Raw genomic sequence first — 17,668 nt, 5'->3', positions numbered from 1 at the left:
TCGATCCTCGCGCCAGTGTCATCTCGACGCAGGAGAATCGCGCCCGAGAGCGGAGACATCGCGAGAACGCTGCGCTCAGCCGCCGGGCGCTGTCGCATGGCACTCGCACGACCAGTGGTCCGGCGCGTGCCGCAGTCGCAAGTAGGTGATGCCCGGACCGTTCGGGGGCGTCGAGCGGCACGGACCCCTGCGGAGCGCGCCGAAGTGCAGGGCTGCGGCGAGCTGGCGTCGGGAGACGGCGCAGCCTGCCCAGTGGCGGCGCTGGTCCCGAGGACTCATGCCGGTGCCGGGGCGTCGTCGATGGAGGCCCGCTCCGGCTCGCCGCCGCCCTGGTCGAGCCGGAGCGGCGGGTACTCGTCGGTCATCAGCGAGACGTACACGCCCACGCGGACGGTCCACCGATGCAGGCCCATGATGGCGTCGAACAGCGTGCGCGGATAGCGTCCCGTGAACAGCAGCCAGAACGCGGCGACCGTGGTCATGGCGCCGATCAGCCCACCGCCGAACAACCACGCACTGTAGTCAGGATCGCCCGCATACGGCCCGCCACCCACGATGGCGCCGGCGATCAGGTAGTGCGGGATCGCGAGCAGCCACCACTTGACCAGCACGAGGCCCCGCGACAGGTGATCGGGGTAGTCCACGTCCAGGTGGGCGGGGTAGTCGGGGACGTCGGCCAGCGTGAACGGGGGATAGCGGTCCGTCCCGATGATGCCGTAGGCGTAGAACGTGACCCGCCACGACCACCGCATCACCCCGACGTTGAAGTCGAAGAGCCCGCGCGGGTAGCGGCCCGTGAACAGGATCGCGAACAGCGCCACGATGCTGGTCAGCAGAAATGCGATCCACAAGAACGCCAGCACGAAGATGTGCGGCAGTGCCAGCAGCCACTTCACGATCCACAATCCACGGCTCAGGTTCGGATCGAGCTCACCGGTGATCCGCAAGGGATACGGGGTGGCGGTCATGGGAGGCCTCTCTGGCTCGGGCCCCCCACATTTCACGGGCGGTCCGCCGGGCGGACAGGGACCGAGGTCCCCGACAACCGCGCCGGTGGGCCGTGCACTCGCCATGGTCAGGCGTGCCAGCGTGGCGCTGATGAATCGTGCTGACGCCGCCACCGCCACCCGCGACACGCCCGTCCTGCTGGCGGACGGATCCGATGCGAGCATCCGCGAGCTGGAGGCATCGGACCGCCCGGCCGTCGAGGAGCTGTTCACCACCGCCGACCCAGACCATCTCTACACGCGGTTCTTCACGGTGGGGACGACCATGGTCAGGCGGCACATCGACCACCTGTTCGCCGACGGGGCGAGCACCACCTCGTACATCCTGGAGCGGGACCGGACGCTGCTCGGGATCGCGGACGTCGAGCACCTCGACCACGGCTGCGCCGAGGTCGCGTTCTTCGTCGCGGGCGATGCCCACGGTCTCGGGATCGCCACGCTGCTGCTGGAACGCGCCGCCGACGACGCGTGGCGACGGGGCATCACGACCTTCGTCGCCGACGTCCTGCCGGCGAACCGATCGATGCTCGAGGTGTTCAGGGACGCGGGATTCGAGTACGAGTTCGTCAACGAGCGCGGCGACGTGCTCGTGAAGATGAGCACCCAGCGGACGCCGGCGGCCCTCGCAGCGTCCGCGGCACGCCGCGCGGTCGCCCTGTCCCGACGGTCCGGGGCGCATGGCACGGACGCCTGAGCTGCGTGCCCATCGCCAAGGACCTTTGGCACGGTCGTGGGGGCACGTGGCCCTTCCGGGCCTGCCGGGGCGGCAGGAATCGTGGACCTCCGGACAGCCATCAGGAGGGTCATGAAAGCCGCAGTCGTCACAGAGTTCGGGCAACCCCTGGAGCTGCAGGACCGTCCGGCGCCGAGCCCCGGGCCGGGACAGGTGCTGGTCCGGCTGGAGGCCTCTGGCCTGTGCCACACCGACATCCACGCCGCCCACGGGGACTGGCCGGTCAAGCCGGCGCTGCCCTTCGTGCCCGGGCACGAGGGAGTCGGCGTCGTCACCGAGCTCGGCGAGGGCGTGACCGAGCGTGCCATCGGCGACCGGGTCTCCATCGCTTGGCTGGGTCAGGCGTGCGGGCACTGCCGGTACTGCATCGACGGCCGCGAGACGCTGTGCGAGGCGCAGCTGAACAGCGGCTACTCCGTCGATGGCGCCCACGCCGAGTACGCGGCGGCCGACGCCAGGTACGCCGTGCGGGTGCCCGAGGGGGTCAGTTCTTTCGACGCGGCGCCGCTGAGCTGCGCGGGGGTCACGGCCTACAAGTCCGTCAAGGTCGCCCACGTCCAGCCGGCAGAGACAGTCGCCGTCTTCGGGATCGGGGGACTCGGTCACCTGGCCGTTCAATACGCCCGCCTGGTCGGCGCCGTCGTCATCGCGGTGGATGTCGAGGACGAGAAGCTGGCCCTGGCCACCGAGCTGGGCGCGGACCACGTCGTCAACGCCGCCGAGGTCGACCCGGTCACCGCGATCGCCTCCCTGGGCGGGGCCGACGTGTCCCTGGCCTACGCCGTGGCGCCGCGGTCGTTCGAGCAGGCCTTCGCCTCGCTCAACCGGGGTGGCCGGCTGGTGTGCGTGGCGCTGCCGGCCGAGGGCACCATGAGCATCCCGATCTTCGACACCGTGCTCAAGGGGATCTCGATCATCGGCTCGATCGTCGGCACCCGTCAGGACCTCGCCGAGGTGTTCGCGCTGCACGCACGGGGCCGCACCCGGGTCATCGCCGAGGGACGCCGGCTCGAGCAGGTCAACGAGGCGATCGACCAGGTGCTCCGCGGCGCCGTCCCCGCCCGGCTCGTCTTCGAGCTCTGAGCACGATGACGACAGCACAGCACGAAGCCACGAGGACCACGACCAAACCCGTCGTCGTCGGCGTCATGGGCAAGCAGTCCAGCGTCCTGACCTTCGCGATGCAGGAGGCCGCCGAGACCCACAGCCCGCTCACGGTCATGCACTCGACCGGGCTGGCCATGCAGGCGGGCGATCTGTACGCCGACCGCGAGGTGCTGGGCGAGCTCCGCGCCCACGGTCGGACCCTGCTGGACGAGGTCAAGGAGTTCGTCCAGCACGAGGCGCCCGATCTCCAGGCTGAGTACGTCCTCACGGCGGTCCCCCCGATGCAGGCCCTGGAGGACGCATCCCGCGGCGCCCGTGCGCTCATCGTGGGCTCGGACCACGTCCCGTGGTTCGACCGACTGCTGCTCAGCGAGGTCGCGGGACGGCTGGCCCGGCACACCGACTGCCCGGTCGTGGTCGTCCCCGAGCTCAACAGCGCGCACACGCACGACGGCAGCATCATCCTGCCGCTGGACGGTGACACCGTCGCCGATGGCGCCATCCGGTTCGCCTTCGAGCACGCGGCCGCCCATCACACCGCGGTCAGGGTCCTGCACGTCATCGCGCCGCGCACGCTCGCCGACGAGGCCGAGGCCATCAAGGCCGATGTGGAGAAGGTCATCGCCGGCTGGCGCACGACCTACCCCGACATCCCCGTGGAGACGTCGTTCTCGATCGGCGAGCCCGAACCGGCCATCATCCGGTCCACGAGCGGCGCCCGGCTCGTGGTCGTGGCACGCCCGCGCAGTCACCGCGCGCTCGCGGCCAGCGGCTCACTGGCCACCCAGGTGCTGCGAGGGGCGCACTGCCCGGTCGCCGTCGTGCCGGTCGACTACGCCGGGGCTTGACCTTGCGGGCCTCACTCCGTCGACGGACGCTGGTGCAGATCGATGTCGATGTCGGCCTGGTCCAAGGTGGCGGCCAACCAGGGGACCACCGCGACCGGTCCTTGGCCGTACAGCATGCAGTGCTCGATGGTCTTGCGCCCGTGGTGATGACCATATGGTCCTCGTGTGGTCGAGCCGAGCACGATGAGCTCGGAGTTCCGCGAGGCATGCACGAGCGCGGGTCCCGGGATGGCTTGGGTGACCGTGCGCACGATCGGCACCGTGTGGGGGTGCCGCAGCTGGACCGTGTCGATGACGTGCTCGAGGACCTCCGCGGCCTGCTCCTGCGTCGCGCACTGCATGAGACTGGAGTCGTCGCGCCGAGCCGTCGCCGGCCAGCAGCTGATCGCCTCCACGGAGGTGCGCCGCAGCTGGGCCTCACGCAGTGCGAACTCCAGGGCCGCGACCGACGCCGGACCCCCGTCGATACCGACCACGATGGGTGCAAGCTCGGCCATGACGCTCCTAGGGATCCGGGGTCCTCTCAGGCTGGACATGCCCGCACCTGTGCGTGAGGGCCGGGGTTCCCGCCGCGGTCATGACGTTCGGCCCTACGAGCTGGCCGGCCCCTTCCGCAGCCGGTGCGCCGGCCCCTGCGATCCGTGAACCGCCGCCGGCTCCCGGCAGGGCCCTTCGGCCTGAGTGCCGGGGGACGATCGCTCGTACGGCGGCGCCGCCGGATCCGAGAGGCTGATGGATCACGGAGGAGGAGCCATGCAGCCACATGATGGACCCGGACGGACGAGTCGGCGAGCGAAGCGGGTGTCCGAGGCATGATGTGGCTGATCGTGGCCCAGGTGACGGTGTGCGTGCTCGTCCTGATCGGGCTGGGGTTCGTGGTCGCCATGAAGTGGATCGGGACGCTGACGTGGATGGGAGTGCAGTCGCTGCGCCACGGCCTGCCGGCCCTCCGGGCCGCCCGCCCGACGCCCCGGCTGGTGCGTGAGTCGAGCATCACGTCCCAGGGTCCCGCCGTGTCGCGGTTCGCGGCATTCGCGGCGAATGTCAGGCAGCATCGCGACGCCTGAGGCGCGGGCGCTGCTCAGCGGCTCCCGAACATCAGCCGGAAGGGCCGTGCCGCGACGGTCATGAAGGGCTTGCGCCCCCGCAGGAAGCCCAGCGGGCCGTCCGCAGCGAACGTCCAGCGCGCCGACGCGATGCCGGGGCGCACGCGCCCGGCGACGGGGGAGACCAGGAGCGATCCGTCCCGGTCCTGGGCGATGCGAAAGCCCGCCGGGAGCATCCACGGCAGCCGCCGCACGCGGTGCAGCGAGAGCGAGCCGATGCCCCGGGCGGTGTACGCAGCGTGGGGGAGCACGTCGAAGTCGGCGAGCTCCTTGGGGATGGCCCACAGGGCGCGACCGCCGTCGCGTGAGTCCGGGCTGTTGACCCAGATGTGGGTGATCGACACGCGGATCCGCCAGCCCTGCCGCACCAGGACCGTCGCCATGATCTCGTCATAGGTCAGCGGGCTGGGCTCCTCGTACACGAAGAACGCCGTCCCGACGATGCCGCGACCGAAGACCGTCAGCGGCTTGGTGGCGGGGGAGTGCGGCGCGGGCAGCGCCGAACGGGGGACGAGCCAGGCGCCGATGTAGGCGTGCCCGTGCAGGTCCCACGGCTCCGCGGGATAGCCGGTCATGCCCACTCGAAGGCGTCGGGCTCCAGCGTCTTCGTCCGCTGGGCGTAGGGGTGGGTCGAACCGGGCCAGTTGGACGTGATCCGGCCGGATGCGTGCCGGTACCAGCTGTTGCAGTGCGCCCACACCGAGTGCGACAGCTTCGACTGCACCTCGCGGTCGTAGGTCTCCTCCGCGTCGCGGGTGACCTCGACCGTCCGGTACGAGCCGGCCACCAGCCGGTCGACGGCCTGGCGGATGTGCCGGGCCTGGGCCTCGAGCATGTACACGATCGAGCCACCTCCGAGATTCGTGTTGGGACCGTACGACAGGAACAGGTTGGGGAAGTTCGGCACGTAGATGCCCAGGTAGGCCCGCGCCCCGTCGACCCACTGCTCCGCGAGCTTCTGACCGGCGACACCGGTGATGTCGATCGACTCGAGGAACTCCTGCGAGTCGAAGCCGGTCGCGTAGATGATCACGTCGACGTCGTGCGCCGTGCCGGCGTCGGTCACGACCCCCGTCGGGGTGACCGACGCGATGCCGTCGGCGACGAGGTGCACGTTCGGCCGGGTGATCGCCGGGTAGTAGGTGTTGGCGAACAGGATGCGCTTGCAGCCCACGGGGTAGTCCGGGGTCAGCTTGGCGCGCAGCTCGGGATCCTTGACCTTGACGGCCAGGTGCTTCAGCGCGGTGGCGCTGATGACCTTGCCGACCTTGGAGTCATCGTCCAGCCCGCGCGAGAACTGCTCGCCGAACGTCCACCAGCCGGCTCGCTCGCCGCGCAGCGCACCGGGGACACGACGCAGCGCAGCGCGGTAGATGCTGCCGATGCGCTGATCGGGCTTGGGCAGGATGTACGACGGGGTGCGCTGGAAGACCGTCAGGTGCGCGGCCTGCTCGGCGACGTGCGGGATGAACTGGATCGCGCTGCCGCCGGTGCCGACGACCGCGACGCGCTTGCCCGTCAGGTCGACGTCGTGACGCCAGCGCGCGGAGTGGAAGGCCTGTCCCTCGAACGTGTCGACGCCCGGGATGCTGGGCAGCGCCGGCTGGGACAGCTGGCCCACCGCACTGACCAGGATGTCGACGACCTGCTCCCTGCCGTCGGCGAACCGGACGGTCCAGCTGGCGGCGTCCTCGTCGAAGTGCGCGGAGACGACGTCGTGCCCGAACTGGACGAGGGGAGTGATGCCGTACTTGTCGGCCGTCCGCTGCAGGTAGCGCAGGATCTGCGGCTGGCCGGCGTACCGGTGCGACCACCCGGCGTACGGCTCGTACGAGAAGGAGTACAGCGGCGACGGGACGTCGCACGCCGCGCCGGGATAGGTGTTGTCGCGCCAGACGCCACCGATGGCATGGGCCCGCTCCCACAGCCGCAGGTCGGTGTGGCCGGCGCGCCTCAGCTCGATCGCCACGGACAGGGCGCCGAAGCCCGAACCGATGATGCCGATGGACGTCATGACTCGTCACCTGTCACTGAGGGTTCCTTCCGGATGAACAGCAGGACGCTGTCGGTCAGCAGGTCGAGTGCCTCGGTGCGCGTCAGCGTGGCACGTTGCAGCCACTCGCGGCACACGGCCTTGGTCAGGGCGGCCATCGGGCGGAGCCGGGCTCGCAGGTGAGGGGTGTCGGGCAGGCCCAGCGCGTCGAGCACCAGGCGCGCGGCGCGGTCATCGGCGGCGTCGACGACGGCCTGCAGGTCCGAGCTGCCGTGCAGGTTGGCCGCGCCGCTGGCCGCGACCCAGGCCTGCCCGTACGTCGTGGCGGCGTCCAGGATCCAGTCCATCGTGAGGCGGGCGCGCTCCTGGATCGACTTGCCGTCGTAGTCCGGCAACGCCCGCTCGGGCATCATGATCGACTCGCGCATGACCTCCAGGAACAGCTCGCGCTTGTCGCCGAAGTAGTGGTTGATCAGGCCCCGCGCGACGCCGGCGGCATCGGCCAGCTCGGCCGTGGAGACCGCGTCGTACGGACGGTCGGCGTAGAGCCGGCCTGCCGCATCGATGATCTGCTGACGTCGCTCGGCCGGGGCGAGGCGCAGTCGGGGGGTGGACATGGAGGTAGTCTCACCGGCTATTGGCAGAGTGTCAACAAGGCCGTATGCTCCCGGTCATGAGCAAGCGTGAGCACTATGACGTCCTGGTGGTCGGATCCGGTTTCGGCGGCAGCGTCGCCGCACTGCGGCTGACGGAGAAGGGCTACCGCGTCGGTGTCATGGAGGCCGGCCGCCGGTTTGAGGACCACGAGCTGCCCCGCAACAACTGGCAGCTGTCGCGCTACCTGTGGGCGCCGTGGGCCCGGTGCTTCGGCATCATGCGCATCACCTTGCTGCGAGATGTCCTCATCGCCAGCGGCACCGGGGTGGGCGGCGGGTCGCTGGTGTACGCCAACACGCTCTACGAGCCGCTCGACGCGTTCTACCGCGACCGCCAGTGGGCGCACCTGACCGACTGGAAGGACGAGCTCGCGCCGCACTACGCGCAGGCCAAGAAGATGCTCGGCGTCGCCACGTACCCGGGCAACAGCACCGCCGACGAGCACCTCCGTGCCCTGGCGAAGGACTACGGCGTCGAGGAGACCTTCCACCCCACCGACGTCGGCGTGCTGTTCGGTGACGAGCCCGGCCAGGAGGTCCCCGATCCGTTCTTCGGTGGCGCCGGCCCGAGCCGCAAGACCTGCATCGACTGCGGCGCCTGCATGACCGGGTGCCCGCACAACGCCAAGAACACCCTGGTCAAGAACTACCTGCACCTGGCCGAGGCGGCGGGCGCCGTCGTGCATCCGCTCACGACCGTGACCGACGTGCGTCCGCGGGGCAAGGGCGGCTACACCGTCCGCACCCGCCGGACCGGAAACCCGCTGAGCCGGCGCACCTTCACCGCCGACCACGTGGTCTTCGCCGGCAACGCGCTGAGCACTCAGCGCCTGCTGCACAAGCTGAAGGAGGAGTCGCTGCCGAATCTCTCCCCGCGCATCGGCGAGCTGAGCCGCACCAACTCCGAGGCCGTGCTGACGGCGCGCTCGATGCGCAAGGACGCCAACTTCACGCCCGGCATCGCGATCACCTCCTCGTTCCACCCCGACGAGGACACCCACGTGGAGGTCTGTCGCTACGGTCAGGGCTCGAGCGCGCTGGGGCTCATCAACGCCCCGCTCGTGGACGGCGGCCACGAGGGATCTCGGCTCGCCGCGGTCTGGCTCGCGTATCGCACCCTGGGCCTGCGGAGCGCGCTCGCGATCCACAACCCGCGCCGCTGGGCCGAGCAGTCGATCGTCGTGCTGGTCATGCAGACCCTCGACAACTCGATCACGACCTACGTCAAGCGCGGCCTGCTGGGCCGGCGCATGACCAGCAAGCAGGGCGTGGGCGATCCCAACCCCAGCTGGATCCCGATGGCCAACAAGGTCGCCCGTGACCTGGCCCGCGAGATCGGTGGCAACGCCGGCAGCTCGACCGCCGACCTGGCCGGCATCCCGATGACCGCCCACTTCATCGGCGGGTGCGTCATCGGCGAGTCGCCCAAGACCGGCGTGATCGATCCCTACCAGCGGGTGTTCGGGTACCCGGGCCTGCACATCGCGGACGGCTCGGCGATCACGGCCAACCTCGGCGTCAACCCCTCGCTGACCATCACCGCCCAGGCCGAGCGCGCCATGGCGCTGTGGCCCAACAAGGGCGAGGTGGATGCCCGGCCGGCGCTGGGCGAGCCCTACGTCCGCGTCCCGGTCGTCGCGCCGGTCAAGCCCGCCGTGCCCGCGGGCGCGCCGGCTGCCCTGCTCATCCCGGTGCCGACGGTCCCCCCGCGGGCGTGAGGACGCTCAGGCGGTCGGCAGGGTGAGCAGGAAGGCGCCGGCCGGACGCTCGGGCGTCGGGTCCTCGTAGTCCGCGTCGCCGCCGTGGGCCCTGGCCAGCTCACGCACGATGAACAGGCCCAGGCCCGTTCCGGTGATCTCGTCGCCCGTGGCGAATCGCTGGAACAGTCGGGGCCGGACGTCGGCGCGGACTCCGGGGCCGCGGTCGATGACGCGGACCCGGGCGACATCGCCCTGACGGTCGACCTCGACGCACACCGGTGACCGGCCGTGCCGCAGGGCGTTCTCCAGCAGGTTGTCCATGGCCTGCGCCAGGCGTGCGGCATCGGCGTTCACGATGACGTCCTCGTGCGGCGTGACGGTGACGTCCGCGTCCGGTGCGGTGCGCCGCACCGACTGGACGGCCACCGTGACGACCTGGGTCAACGACGTGGGTGCCAGCTCGAGACGCAGGGCGCTGGCATCGAGCTTGGAGGCGGTCAGCAGGTCCGACAGCAGCCGTTGCAGCCGGCCCGCGCTGCTGGTCATCCCCTCCAGCAGGGTCTGCCGCTCGCTCTCGCCCAGCTCCGACCAGTGCTTGGACAGCAGGTTCGCCGTCCCGCCGAGCACCGCGACGGGGGTGCGCAGCTCGTGGGCGGTGACCGCCAGGAACTGCGACTGGTCGGAGGCGGCGTGCTGCAGCTGGGAGTTCAGCGACTTCAGGGATGTGTTCGCCGCGGCCAGCTCCTTGGCCGCCTGCTCGCGTTCCTGCTCCGCGATGCGTTGCGCGGTGGTGTCCCGGGTGACCTTCGAGAACCCCAGGTGGTCGCCGACCTCGTTGAAGACCGCCGTGATGGTCACGTGGGCCCAGAACCGGGTGCCGTCCCTGCGGACGCGCCAGCCCTCCTCTGAGTAGCTGCCGTCCCGCAGCGCCAGCTCGAGCTCGTGCTCGGGGTGCCGTGACTCCTGCAGCTCCGGCGGGTAGAACACCCGGAAGTGCTGCCCGACGATCTCGGAGGCCGTGTAGCCCTTGGTGCGCTGGGCGCCGGCGTTCCAGCTGGCGATGTGGCCGGTCGGGTCGAGCATGAAGATCGCGTAGTCGCGGACCGCGTCGACGATCAGCCGGAACCGCTCCTCGCTCTGACGCAGCGACTCCTGCGCGGCGCGCGACGGCGTGATGTCGCGGGTCACCTTGCTGAAGCCCACGTGATTGCCACCGCTGTCGAACAGGGCGGTGATCAGGACGTGCGCCCAGAACTTCGAGCCGTCCTTGCGGACCCGCCAGCCCTCCTCGGAGTACTGACCGTCGCGCAGCGCCATCTCCAGCTCGCGTTCGGGGTGACCCGAGCGCTGGAGCTGCTCGTCGTAGAACGTCCGGAAGTGCCGGCCGATGATCTCGTCGGCCCGGTATCCCTTGGTGCGCTCGGCGCCGGCGTTCCAGCTCGACACGATCCCGTCTGGGGAGAGCATGAAGATCGCGTAGTCCTCGACCGCCTCGACCAGCAGCCGGAAGCGCTCCTCGCTGCTGCGCAGCTCGTCCTCGGCCGCGCGCTGCTCGGTGATGTCGCGCAGCTGCAGGAAGACGTACAGGGCCTGACCGCTGGAGTCGCGCACCGGGGCCAGCGTCGCCAGGACGCGGCGCGAGGAGCGGGCACCGGACACCAGGTGCTCGACCTGGATGAGCTCGACCGCCTCCTTGTTGATCCGCTCCAGGGCATCGTCCAGCAGGGCCCCCTGACCGGCCATGAGGGCCGCGTAGTCGACGCCGGCCAGATCCTCGTGCGGGTGCTGGACCAGCGAGCCGAAGGCCCGGTTCGCCCGGACGATCCCTCCGGTCAGAGTCAGCGTCGCCATGCCGATCGCCGCCTCGTCGAACACCTCGCGGAACCGCTCGAGGTGCTCGTTGAGGACGGCCCGGTCGTGGGAGGGCCGGTCGCCGGTGGCTGTCTGCGGCCGGGGCGGCAGGTCGGCGGGCAGCCGCGGCGGCTCGCCCTGCGCGACCGCGAGCAGGCGCTCGGCCAGGGTGTCCAGGTCGTCGGACTTCTGGAAGAACGCCGCAGCACCCATGTCGATCGCGAGATCTCCGAGCCCGTCGGCGTCGAAGCCGGTGAACACCGCCACGCGGGTGTCGGGGGAGACCGCCAGGACGCCGTTCAGGGCGTCGATCCCATCCATCGACGGCATCGACATGTCCAGCAGCATCAGGGTCGGCTGGTGCAGGTGGGCCAAGGAGATCGCCTCGGTGCCGTCGGCTCCGTCAGCGACCACGTCCAGCAGGCCGGACAACCGCAGACGGGTCTTGACGAGTGCGCGCACCTCGGGTGCGTCGTCGATGACTACGACGGTCGGCCGCGAAGTTGCCATGGAGTTCAGGGTATTGCCCTCTGCACCCCGCCGCGCGGCAGTGGTCGAAAGTTTCCGCCCCGCCACCGGGCGTTAGGGTGGGCCCAAGCAGCACGCGCCATCCGTAGGGCGCGTCGAAACCCGAACAGAGGTAGCACCGTGTCCGACATCCAGATCGCCGTCGACTCCGAGTCCCGATCGGTGGAGCAGGGCACGAAGGCTTGGCAGCTGTTCGCCGACACGCCCGAGGTCATCGCCGCCCGCGTCGACGGCCAGCTCAAGGACCTGGCGTACGAGCTCGCCGACGGCGACTCCGTCGAGCCGGTCGCGATCGACTCAGCGGACGGCCGCGACATCCTGCGTCACTCGACCGCGCACGTCATGGCCCAGGCCGTCCAGGAGCTGTTCCCGGAGGCCAAGCTCGGCATCGGCCCGCCGATCACCGACGGGTTCTACTACGACTTCGACGTGCCCGAGCCGTTCGTGCCCGAGGACCTCGTCAAGATCGAGTCGCGGATGAAGAAGATCATCAAGGAAGGTCAGAAGTTCGACCGCCGCGAGATCTCCGACGACGACGCCCGGGTCGAGCTGGCTGATGAGCCCTACAAGCTCGAGCTGATCGGCCTGAAGTCCACCGCCGGCGCCAGTGGTGTGGAGAGTGCCGAGGGCGCCAGCGTCGAGGTCGGCGAGGGCGGCCTGACGATCTACGACAACCTCAAGCGCGACGGATCGGTCGTCTGGAGCGATCTGTGCCGTGGCCCGCACCTGCCGACCACCAAGCGCATCCCGGCGTTCAAGCTGATGCGCAGCGCGGCGGCCTACTGGCGCGGCGACGAGAAGAACAAGCAGCTCCAGCGCATCTACGGCACGGCGTGGGAGACCAAGGAAGCTCTCGAGGAGCACTTGCACCGCATCGAGGAGGCTCAGCGCCGCGACCACCGTCGTCTCGGCACCGAGCTCGACCTGTTCAGCTTCCCCGACGAGATCGGCTCGGGCCTGCCGGTGTTCCACCCCAAGGGTGGCGTCATCAAGCGCGAGATGGAGGACTACGTCCGCCGCCGGCACATCGAGGAGGGCTTCGAGTACGTCGGCACCCCCCACGTGGCCAAGGAGGGACTGTTCTACACCTCCGGTCACCTGCCGTACTACGGCGAGGGCATGTTCCCTCCGCTGCACCTCGACGGCGGCGACTACCGGCTCAAGGCCATGAACTGCCCCATGCACAACCTGATCTTCCGGTCGCGTCAGCGCTCGTACCGTGAGCTGCCGCTGCGCCTGTTCGAGTTCGGGCACGTGTACCGCAACGAGAAGTCCGGCGTCATCCACGGCCTGACCCGCGTACGCGGCTTCGCGCAGGACGACTCGCACTCGTACGTCACCCCCGAGCAGGCGCCCGACGAGATCCGCCACCTGCTGAACTTCGTGCTGAGCCTGCTGCGCGACTTCGGCCTCGACGACTTCTATCTCGAGCTGTCGACCCGCGACGACTCCAAGCCCGACAAGTTCATCGGCTCCGACGAGGAGTGGGCGGTCGCGACCAAGGTGCTCGAGGACGTATGCCTCGAGAGCGGTCTCGAGCTGGTCCCCGACCCGGGCGGAGCGGCGTACTACGGCCCCAAGGTGTCGGTGCAGGCTCGTGACGCGATCGGCCGCACCTGGCAGATGTCGACGATCCAGTACGACTTCAACATGCCGTCGGCCGAGCGCTTCAACCTCGAGTACGTCGCGGCCGACGGCTCGCGGCAGCAGCCGGTCATGATCCACTCGGCCAAGTTCGGCTCGATCGAGCGGTTCATGGGCGTCCTGGTCGAGCACTACGCCGGCGCCTTCCCGCCGTGGCTCGCGCCCGTGCAGGTCGTCGGCATTCCCGTCGCCGAGCGGCACGCCGACTATCTGTACGAGCTGGCCAAGCGGCTCAAGAAGCTGGGCATCCGTGTCGAGGTCGATGACTCCGACGAGCGCATGCAGAAGAAGATCCGCAACGCGCAGCTGCAGAAGGTGCCGTTCATGCTGATCGCCGGCGACAACGACGTCGAGGCCGGCGCCGTGTCGTTCCGCTACCGCAGCGGCGAGCAGGAGAACGGCGTCGCGGTCGACGACGCCGTCGCCCGCATCGTCGAGGCGATCCAGACCCGGGTCCAGGTCTGACGTGGGCGACGAGCTCGAGCGCCTCTGGGTGCCGTATCGCCTCGCATACGTGCGCGGCGAGGCCGGCGACCCGCAGGACGACCGGTGCCCGTTCTGCGTCCTGGCCGGCGGCGAGGACTCCCTGGTGGTGCATCGCGGCGCCGAGGCGTTCGTGGCGCTGAACCTGTACCCGTACAACCCCGGCCACCTCATGGTCCTGCCGAACCGGCACGTCGCGGACTATGCGGACCTGACGCGGAGCGAGACCGTCGAGGTGGCCGAGCTGACCCAGGCGGCGCTGCGCGCCATCCGCCGGGTCAGCCAGCCGCACGGCTTCAATGTCGGGATCAATCTCGGCGATGTCGCCGGCGGCTCGCTGTCGGCGCACCTGCACCAGCACGTCGTGCCACGCTGGAGCGGCGACGCGAACTTCATGACCGTGGTCGGCAAGGCCAAGACGATGAACCAGGTCCTCGAGGACACCTGCGCCATGCTGCGCGAGGCCTGGAACCAGGAGGACTAGTGCTCGAACGATTCCGCGGGTTCTGGACGAAGATCATGTCCTATCCGGCCGACGGCCTGCTGAGGCTCGGCGTGACACCGGACCAGGTCACGCTGGTCGGCACGCTCGGCGTGTCGGCGGGCGCACTGTGGTTCTACCCGCGCGGCGAGTTCTTCGTGGGCACGCTCGTCATCACGCTGTTCGTGTTCTCCGACCTCATGGACGGCTACATGGCCCGCAAGACGGGCAAGTCGAGCAAGTGGGGCGCGTTCCTCGACTCGACGCTCGACCGTGTCGGCGATGCGGCCGTCTTCGGCGGTTTGGTCGTCTACTACGGCATCGGGGACCGCGAGACACAGCTCGGCGACGCCGACCTCTACCTGTGGCTGAGCCTGGCGTGCCTGGTGCTCGGCAACCTCACGTCGTACGCCCGTGCCCGCGCCGAGTCGCTCGGCATGACGGCCAAGGGCGGTATCGCGGAGCGCTCCGACCGGCTCGTGGCGATCCTGGTGATGACGGGTCTGTCGGGCCTGTTCGATCTCCCCGTGCTGCGCGAGATCACCCTGTGGGCCCTGGCGCTGGCCAGCCTCATCACGGTCTTCCAGCGCATGGCGATCGTCCGCAAGCAGACGCTCGCCAACCCCGGACTCGACACCTGAGATCAAACATGACATCGACTATGTGACATTCGGGTTGACACATACCCTCGGTACGGAACATGCTGACAGCATCACCCGCAGCGAGGAGCCCCGATGTCGCAGACGCTGGACGAACCGACCGTCGACCTTCCTGACATCCCGACGGATGTCACCCCCGAGCAGTACGCCGACATCCTGCGGTCCCTCTCGCAGGCCTCCGTCGATCGGCACTTCGACGCCTTCGTCGACGTCCCGTGGGACGACCCGGACTTCCAGGTCCGTGCGGACGACCCGCGCTGGGTCCTGCCGGCCGATGTCGACCCGCTGGGTGCGCATCCCTGGTACCGGGCGCAGTCCCTGGAGCGTCAGATCGCGATCGGGCAGTGGCGCCAGGCCAACATCCTCAAGGTCGGCCTGCAGTTCGAGAACATCCTCATCCGCGGCATCATGCAGTACGTCTTCACGCTGCCGAACGGCTCGCCGGAGTACCGCTACCTCACGCACGAGGCGACCGAGGAGTGTCACCACACGCAGATGTTCCAGGAGACCGTCAACCGCATCGGCGCTCCTGTCGAGGGGATGCCCTGGTTGATGCGCAAGATCGCCGGGCTGCTGCCGTGGGCCGGCTCGGCCGTTCCCTACGCCTTCTTCATCGGCGTGCTGGCGGGGGAGGAGCCCATCGACCACACGCAGAAGGCGATCCTGCGCAGCAGCAGCGACCTGCCGCCCGTGCTGTCGCGGATCATGCAGATCCACGTGGCCGAGGAGGCCCGGCACATCTCCTTCGCGCACCACTACATCCGGCGCAACGCCCCGCGCCTGGGACGGCGGGAGAAGTTCGTGATGTCCCTGCTGTTCCCCGTCATCATGCGGGTGCTCTGCGACGTGATCATGGTGCCCTCGAAGTCCTTCCGTCGGGAGTTCGGCATCCCGCGCAGCGTCATGAAGCAGCTGTGGTGGCGCGCGCCGGAGTCCCGCGAGCGCCTGCAGGAGCTGTTCGGCGACGTGCGCATGCTCGCCGACCAGGCGGGTCTGCGGCGCGGCCGGCTCGCGCGGCTCATGTGGCGGCTGTGCCGCATCGACGGACGTCCCTCGCGCTACCGCAGCGAGCCGCCGGTCTCGTTCGCGGCGCAGGTCTGAGCGGTGCCCCACGTCGTCACCCAGGCATGCTGCGGCGACGCCTCGTGCGTCTTCGCCTGCCCGGTCAACGCGATCCACCCGACGCCGGACGAGCCGGACTTCGGGCTGGCCGAGATGCTCTACATCGACCCGGTCTCGTGCGTCGACTGCGGGGCATGCGTCACGGCCTGCCCCGTGGGCGCGATCAGCGCCCAGGACAAGCTGACCGACGACCAGCTGCCCTTCGTCGACGTCAACGCCCTGTTCCATGCCGAGCCGCGCGACCACCCGGCCCAGGCGCCGGTCGCACCGGTGCTCGCACGCACAGGCGGCGATGAGCTGCGGGTCGCGATCGTCGGCTCCGGCCCCGCCGCGCTGTACACGGCCGATGAGCTGCTGAAGCGTCCGGGCGTGCGGGTCACGGTGCTCGACCGGCTGCCGACGCCCCACGGACTGGTGCGAGCCGGTGTCGCGCCCGACCACCAGACCACCAAGGGCATCGACCGGTTGTTCCGGCAGATCGAGGACCAGGACGGGTTCGCGTACGCGCTGGGCGTCGAGGTCGGCACCGACATCACCCATGCCGAGCTGGCAGCGCACCACCACGCGGTGGTGTACGCGACGGGTGCGTCGGCCGATCGCCGGCTGGGCATCCCCGGGGAGGACCTGCCCGGCAGCGCGACCGCGACGGCCTTCGTGGCCTGGTACAACGGCCATCCCGAGCACGCCGACCGCACCTTCGACCTCAGTGGCGACCGGGTCGTGGTGGTCGGCAACGGGAACGTGGCCCTGGATGTCGCGCGCATCCTGGCCACCGACCCGGACCGGTTGTCGTCCACCGACATCGCCGACCACGCGCTGGAGGCGCTGCGCGCCAGCTCCGTGCGCGAGATCGTCCTGCTGGGTCGCCGCGGCGCCGCCGACGCCGCATTCACCCTGCCGGAGCTGCTCGGGCTGGTCGCCCGCGACGACATCGCGATCGCCGTCGAGGGCGACGACCTGCTGACCGCCTCCGAGGACGCGACGACGCAGCAGAAGCTGCAGGTGCTGCGCAGCGCCGCGGCCCGGCCGGCCCGTCCCGGCGCCCGCCGCATCGTGTTCAGGTTCGCGACGTCGCCCACGTCCTTGGAGGGGACGCACGGCGTCGAGTCGGTGCTGGTGCGCCGCAACGCCGTGGTCACGGACGCTGCCGGGGTCAGGCGGGCTGTCGCGACCGACGACACCGACTCGATCGCGACCACGCTCGTCCTGCGCTCGATCGGCTACCGCGGCACCGCAATTCCGGGGGTGCCCTTCGACGAGGTCACTGCCACGATCCCGCACGAGCGGGGCCGGGTGCTCGGGCTGCCCGGCAGCTATGTCGTGGGATGGATCAAGCGCGGGCCGTCCGGGTTCATCGGCACGAACAAGTCGTGCGCCCAGGAGACCGTCGACACCCTCGTGGCGGACGCCAACGCCGGCCGGCTGGCGTCGCCGATCCGGCCGGCGCGGGCGATGCTCGAGCTGGTCGAGTCACGGTCGGGCGCGCCGGTCGATCGCGCCGGCTGGCGGGCCATCGACCGCCAGGAGCGACTCGACGGTGCACCCGCCGGTCGTCCGCGCCGCAAGATGGTCCGCGTGCCAGAGCTGGTGGCGGCCGCGGCGGTCGCCGATGGCCCAGGCCGCCGCAGACGTCGTCCCGGCCGGGCCCGTCGCTGACCGCTCGCGTCCGCGATGTGTCCGGGGGATCAGATCGGGGCGTTCCGGGAGTAGACTGAAATGACGATCTTCGGCACCACTTTCCCTGGCACAT

The 17,668-nt window shown here is 70.1% G+C and carries 16 protein-coding genes; 10 read left to right on the top strand and 6 right to left on the bottom strand.

Annotated elements, in window-relative coordinates:
- Positions 1-275: 275 nt before the first annotated feature.
- Positions 276-968 carry a DUF4389 domain-containing protein gene (locus NQV15_RS10325; RefSeq protein WP_232399740.1) on the bottom strand — a complete coding sequence of 231 codons (693 nt, stop codon included), beginning with the start codon at positions 966-968 and terminating at the stop codon, positions 276-278.
- A 130-nt stretch (positions 969-1,098) separates the two neighbouring features.
- Between NQV15_RS10325 and NQV15_RS10320 the strand changes: the two genes are divergently transcribed.
- The 3 genes from NQV15_RS10320 (at position 1,099) to NQV15_RS10310 (ending at position 3,695) form a co-directional block, all read left to right on the top strand.
- A complete protein-coding gene (locus NQV15_RS10320) occupies positions 1,099-1,701 on the top strand; it encodes a GNAT family N-acetyltransferase (RefSeq protein WP_232399739.1) in 603 nt (200 codons plus the stop codon).
- Positions 1,702-1,812: 111 nt separating this feature from the next.
- The gene (adhP, locus tag NQV15_RS10315) at positions 1,813-2,823 is read left to right on the top strand and encodes an alcohol dehydrogenase AdhP (protein WP_232399738.1); all 1,011 of its coding nucleotides are present in this window, start codon (positions 1,813-1,815) and stop codon (positions 2,821-2,823) included.
- Positions 2,824-2,828: 5 nt separating this feature from the next.
- The gene (locus tag NQV15_RS10310; protein WP_232399737.1) at positions 2,829-3,695 is read left to right on the top strand and encodes a universal stress protein; all 867 of its coding nucleotides are present in this window, start codon (positions 2,829-2,831) and stop codon (positions 3,693-3,695) included.
- A gap of 11 nt (positions 3,696-3,706) precedes the next feature.
- Here the strand turns inward: NQV15_RS10310 and NQV15_RS10305 are convergent, their stop codons facing one another.
- Positions 3,707-4,192 carry a universal stress protein gene (locus tag NQV15_RS10305; RefSeq protein ID WP_232399736.1) on the bottom strand — a complete coding sequence of 162 codons (486 nt, stop codon included), beginning with the start codon at positions 4,190-4,192 and terminating at the stop codon, positions 3,707-3,709.
- Positions 4,193-4,507: 315 nt separating this feature from the next.
- Here NQV15_RS10305 and NQV15_RS10300 point away from each other — a divergent pair, with 315 nt between their 5' ends.
- Positions 4,508-4,762 carry a hypothetical protein gene (locus NQV15_RS10300; RefSeq protein ID WP_232399735.1) on the top strand — a complete coding sequence of 85 codons (255 nt, stop codon included), beginning with the start codon at positions 4,508-4,510 and terminating at the stop codon, positions 4,760-4,762.
- A gap of 14 nt (positions 4,763-4,776) precedes the next feature.
- Here the strand turns inward: NQV15_RS10300 and NQV15_RS10295 are convergent, their stop codons facing one another.
- From NQV15_RS10295 to NQV15_RS10285, 3 genes are read right to left on the bottom strand one after another with little or no spacing between them, the layout of a single operon-like run.
- Positions 4,777-5,376, bottom strand: coding sequence for an acetoacetate decarboxylase family protein (locus NQV15_RS10295; protein ID WP_232399734.1), 600 nt, complete (start codon positions 5,374-5,376; stop codon positions 4,777-4,779).
- A complete protein-coding gene (locus NQV15_RS10290) occupies positions 5,373-6,815 on the bottom strand; it encodes a flavin-containing monooxygenase (RefSeq protein WP_232399733.1) in 1,443 nt (480 codons plus the stop codon). Before NQV15_RS10290 ends, NQV15_RS10295 begins: the two co-directional genes overlap by 4 nt.
- On the bottom strand, positions 6,812-7,411 hold the full coding sequence (locus NQV15_RS10285) for a TetR/AcrR family transcriptional regulator (protein WP_232399732.1): 600 nt from the start codon (positions 7,409-7,411) through the stop codon (positions 6,812-6,814). Before NQV15_RS10285 ends, NQV15_RS10290 begins: the two co-directional genes overlap by 4 nt.
- 56 nt (positions 7,412-7,467) lie before the next feature.
- Between NQV15_RS10285 and NQV15_RS10280 the strand changes: the two genes are divergently transcribed.
- The gene (locus tag NQV15_RS10280) at positions 7,468-9,168 is read left to right on the top strand and encodes an FAD-dependent oxidoreductase (RefSeq protein ID WP_232399731.1); all 1,701 of its coding nucleotides are present in this window, start codon (positions 7,468-7,470) and stop codon (positions 9,166-9,168) included.
- A 6-nt stretch (positions 9,169-9,174) separates the two neighbouring features.
- Here NQV15_RS10280 and NQV15_RS10275 read toward each other — a convergent pair whose 3' ends face one another.
- The gene (locus tag NQV15_RS10275; RefSeq protein ID WP_232399730.1) at positions 9,175-11,511 is read right to left on the bottom strand and encodes a PAS domain S-box protein; all 2,337 of its coding nucleotides are present in this window, start codon (positions 11,509-11,511) and stop codon (positions 9,175-9,177) included.
- 138 nt (positions 11,512-11,649) lie between these two features.
- On the opposite strand from NQV15_RS10275, the gene thrS reads away from it, so the two are divergent.
- The 5 genes from thrS to NQV15_RS10250 all read left to right on the top strand — a co-directional run bounded on the left by thrS (position 11,650) and on the right by NQV15_RS10250 (position 17,574).
- Entirely contained in the window at positions 11,650-13,638 is a 1,989-nt protein-coding gene (gene thrS, locus NQV15_RS10270; protein WP_232399729.1) for a threonine--tRNA ligase, read from the top strand.
- 1 nt (position 13,639) lies between these two features.
- A complete protein-coding gene (locus NQV15_RS10265) occupies positions 13,640-14,140 on the top strand; it encodes an HIT family protein (protein WP_232399728.1) in 501 nt (166 codons plus the stop codon).
- Positions 14,140-14,778 (top strand): phosphatidylinositol phosphate synthase, encoded by a 639-nt coding sequence (pgsA, locus tag NQV15_RS10260; RefSeq protein ID WP_232399727.1) that lies wholly within the window; start codon positions 14,140-14,142, stop codon positions 14,776-14,778. Before NQV15_RS10265 ends, pgsA begins: the two co-directional genes overlap by 1 nt.
- Before the next feature lie 93 nt (positions 14,779-14,871).
- A complete protein-coding gene (locus NQV15_RS10255; RefSeq protein ID WP_232399726.1) occupies positions 14,872-15,897 on the top strand; it encodes an AurF N-oxygenase family protein in 1,026 nt (341 codons plus the stop codon).
- Between the two features lie 3 nt (positions 15,898-15,900).
- Positions 15,901-17,574 carry an FAD-dependent oxidoreductase gene (locus NQV15_RS10250; RefSeq protein ID WP_232399725.1) on the top strand — a complete coding sequence of 558 codons (1,674 nt, stop codon included), beginning with the start codon at positions 15,901-15,903 and terminating at the stop codon, positions 17,572-17,574.
- The last annotated feature ends 94 nt before the right edge of the window (positions 17,575-17,668 follow it).

The organism is Aeromicrobium wangtongii (genome assembly GCF_024584515.1).
Lineage (GTDB): Bacteria > Actinomycetota > Actinomycetes > Propionibacteriales > Nocardioidaceae > Aeromicrobium > Aeromicrobium wangtongii.
Note: the sequence above shows the minus strand (reverse complement) of the source record. Positions and strands in the feature narration are given on the sequence as shown.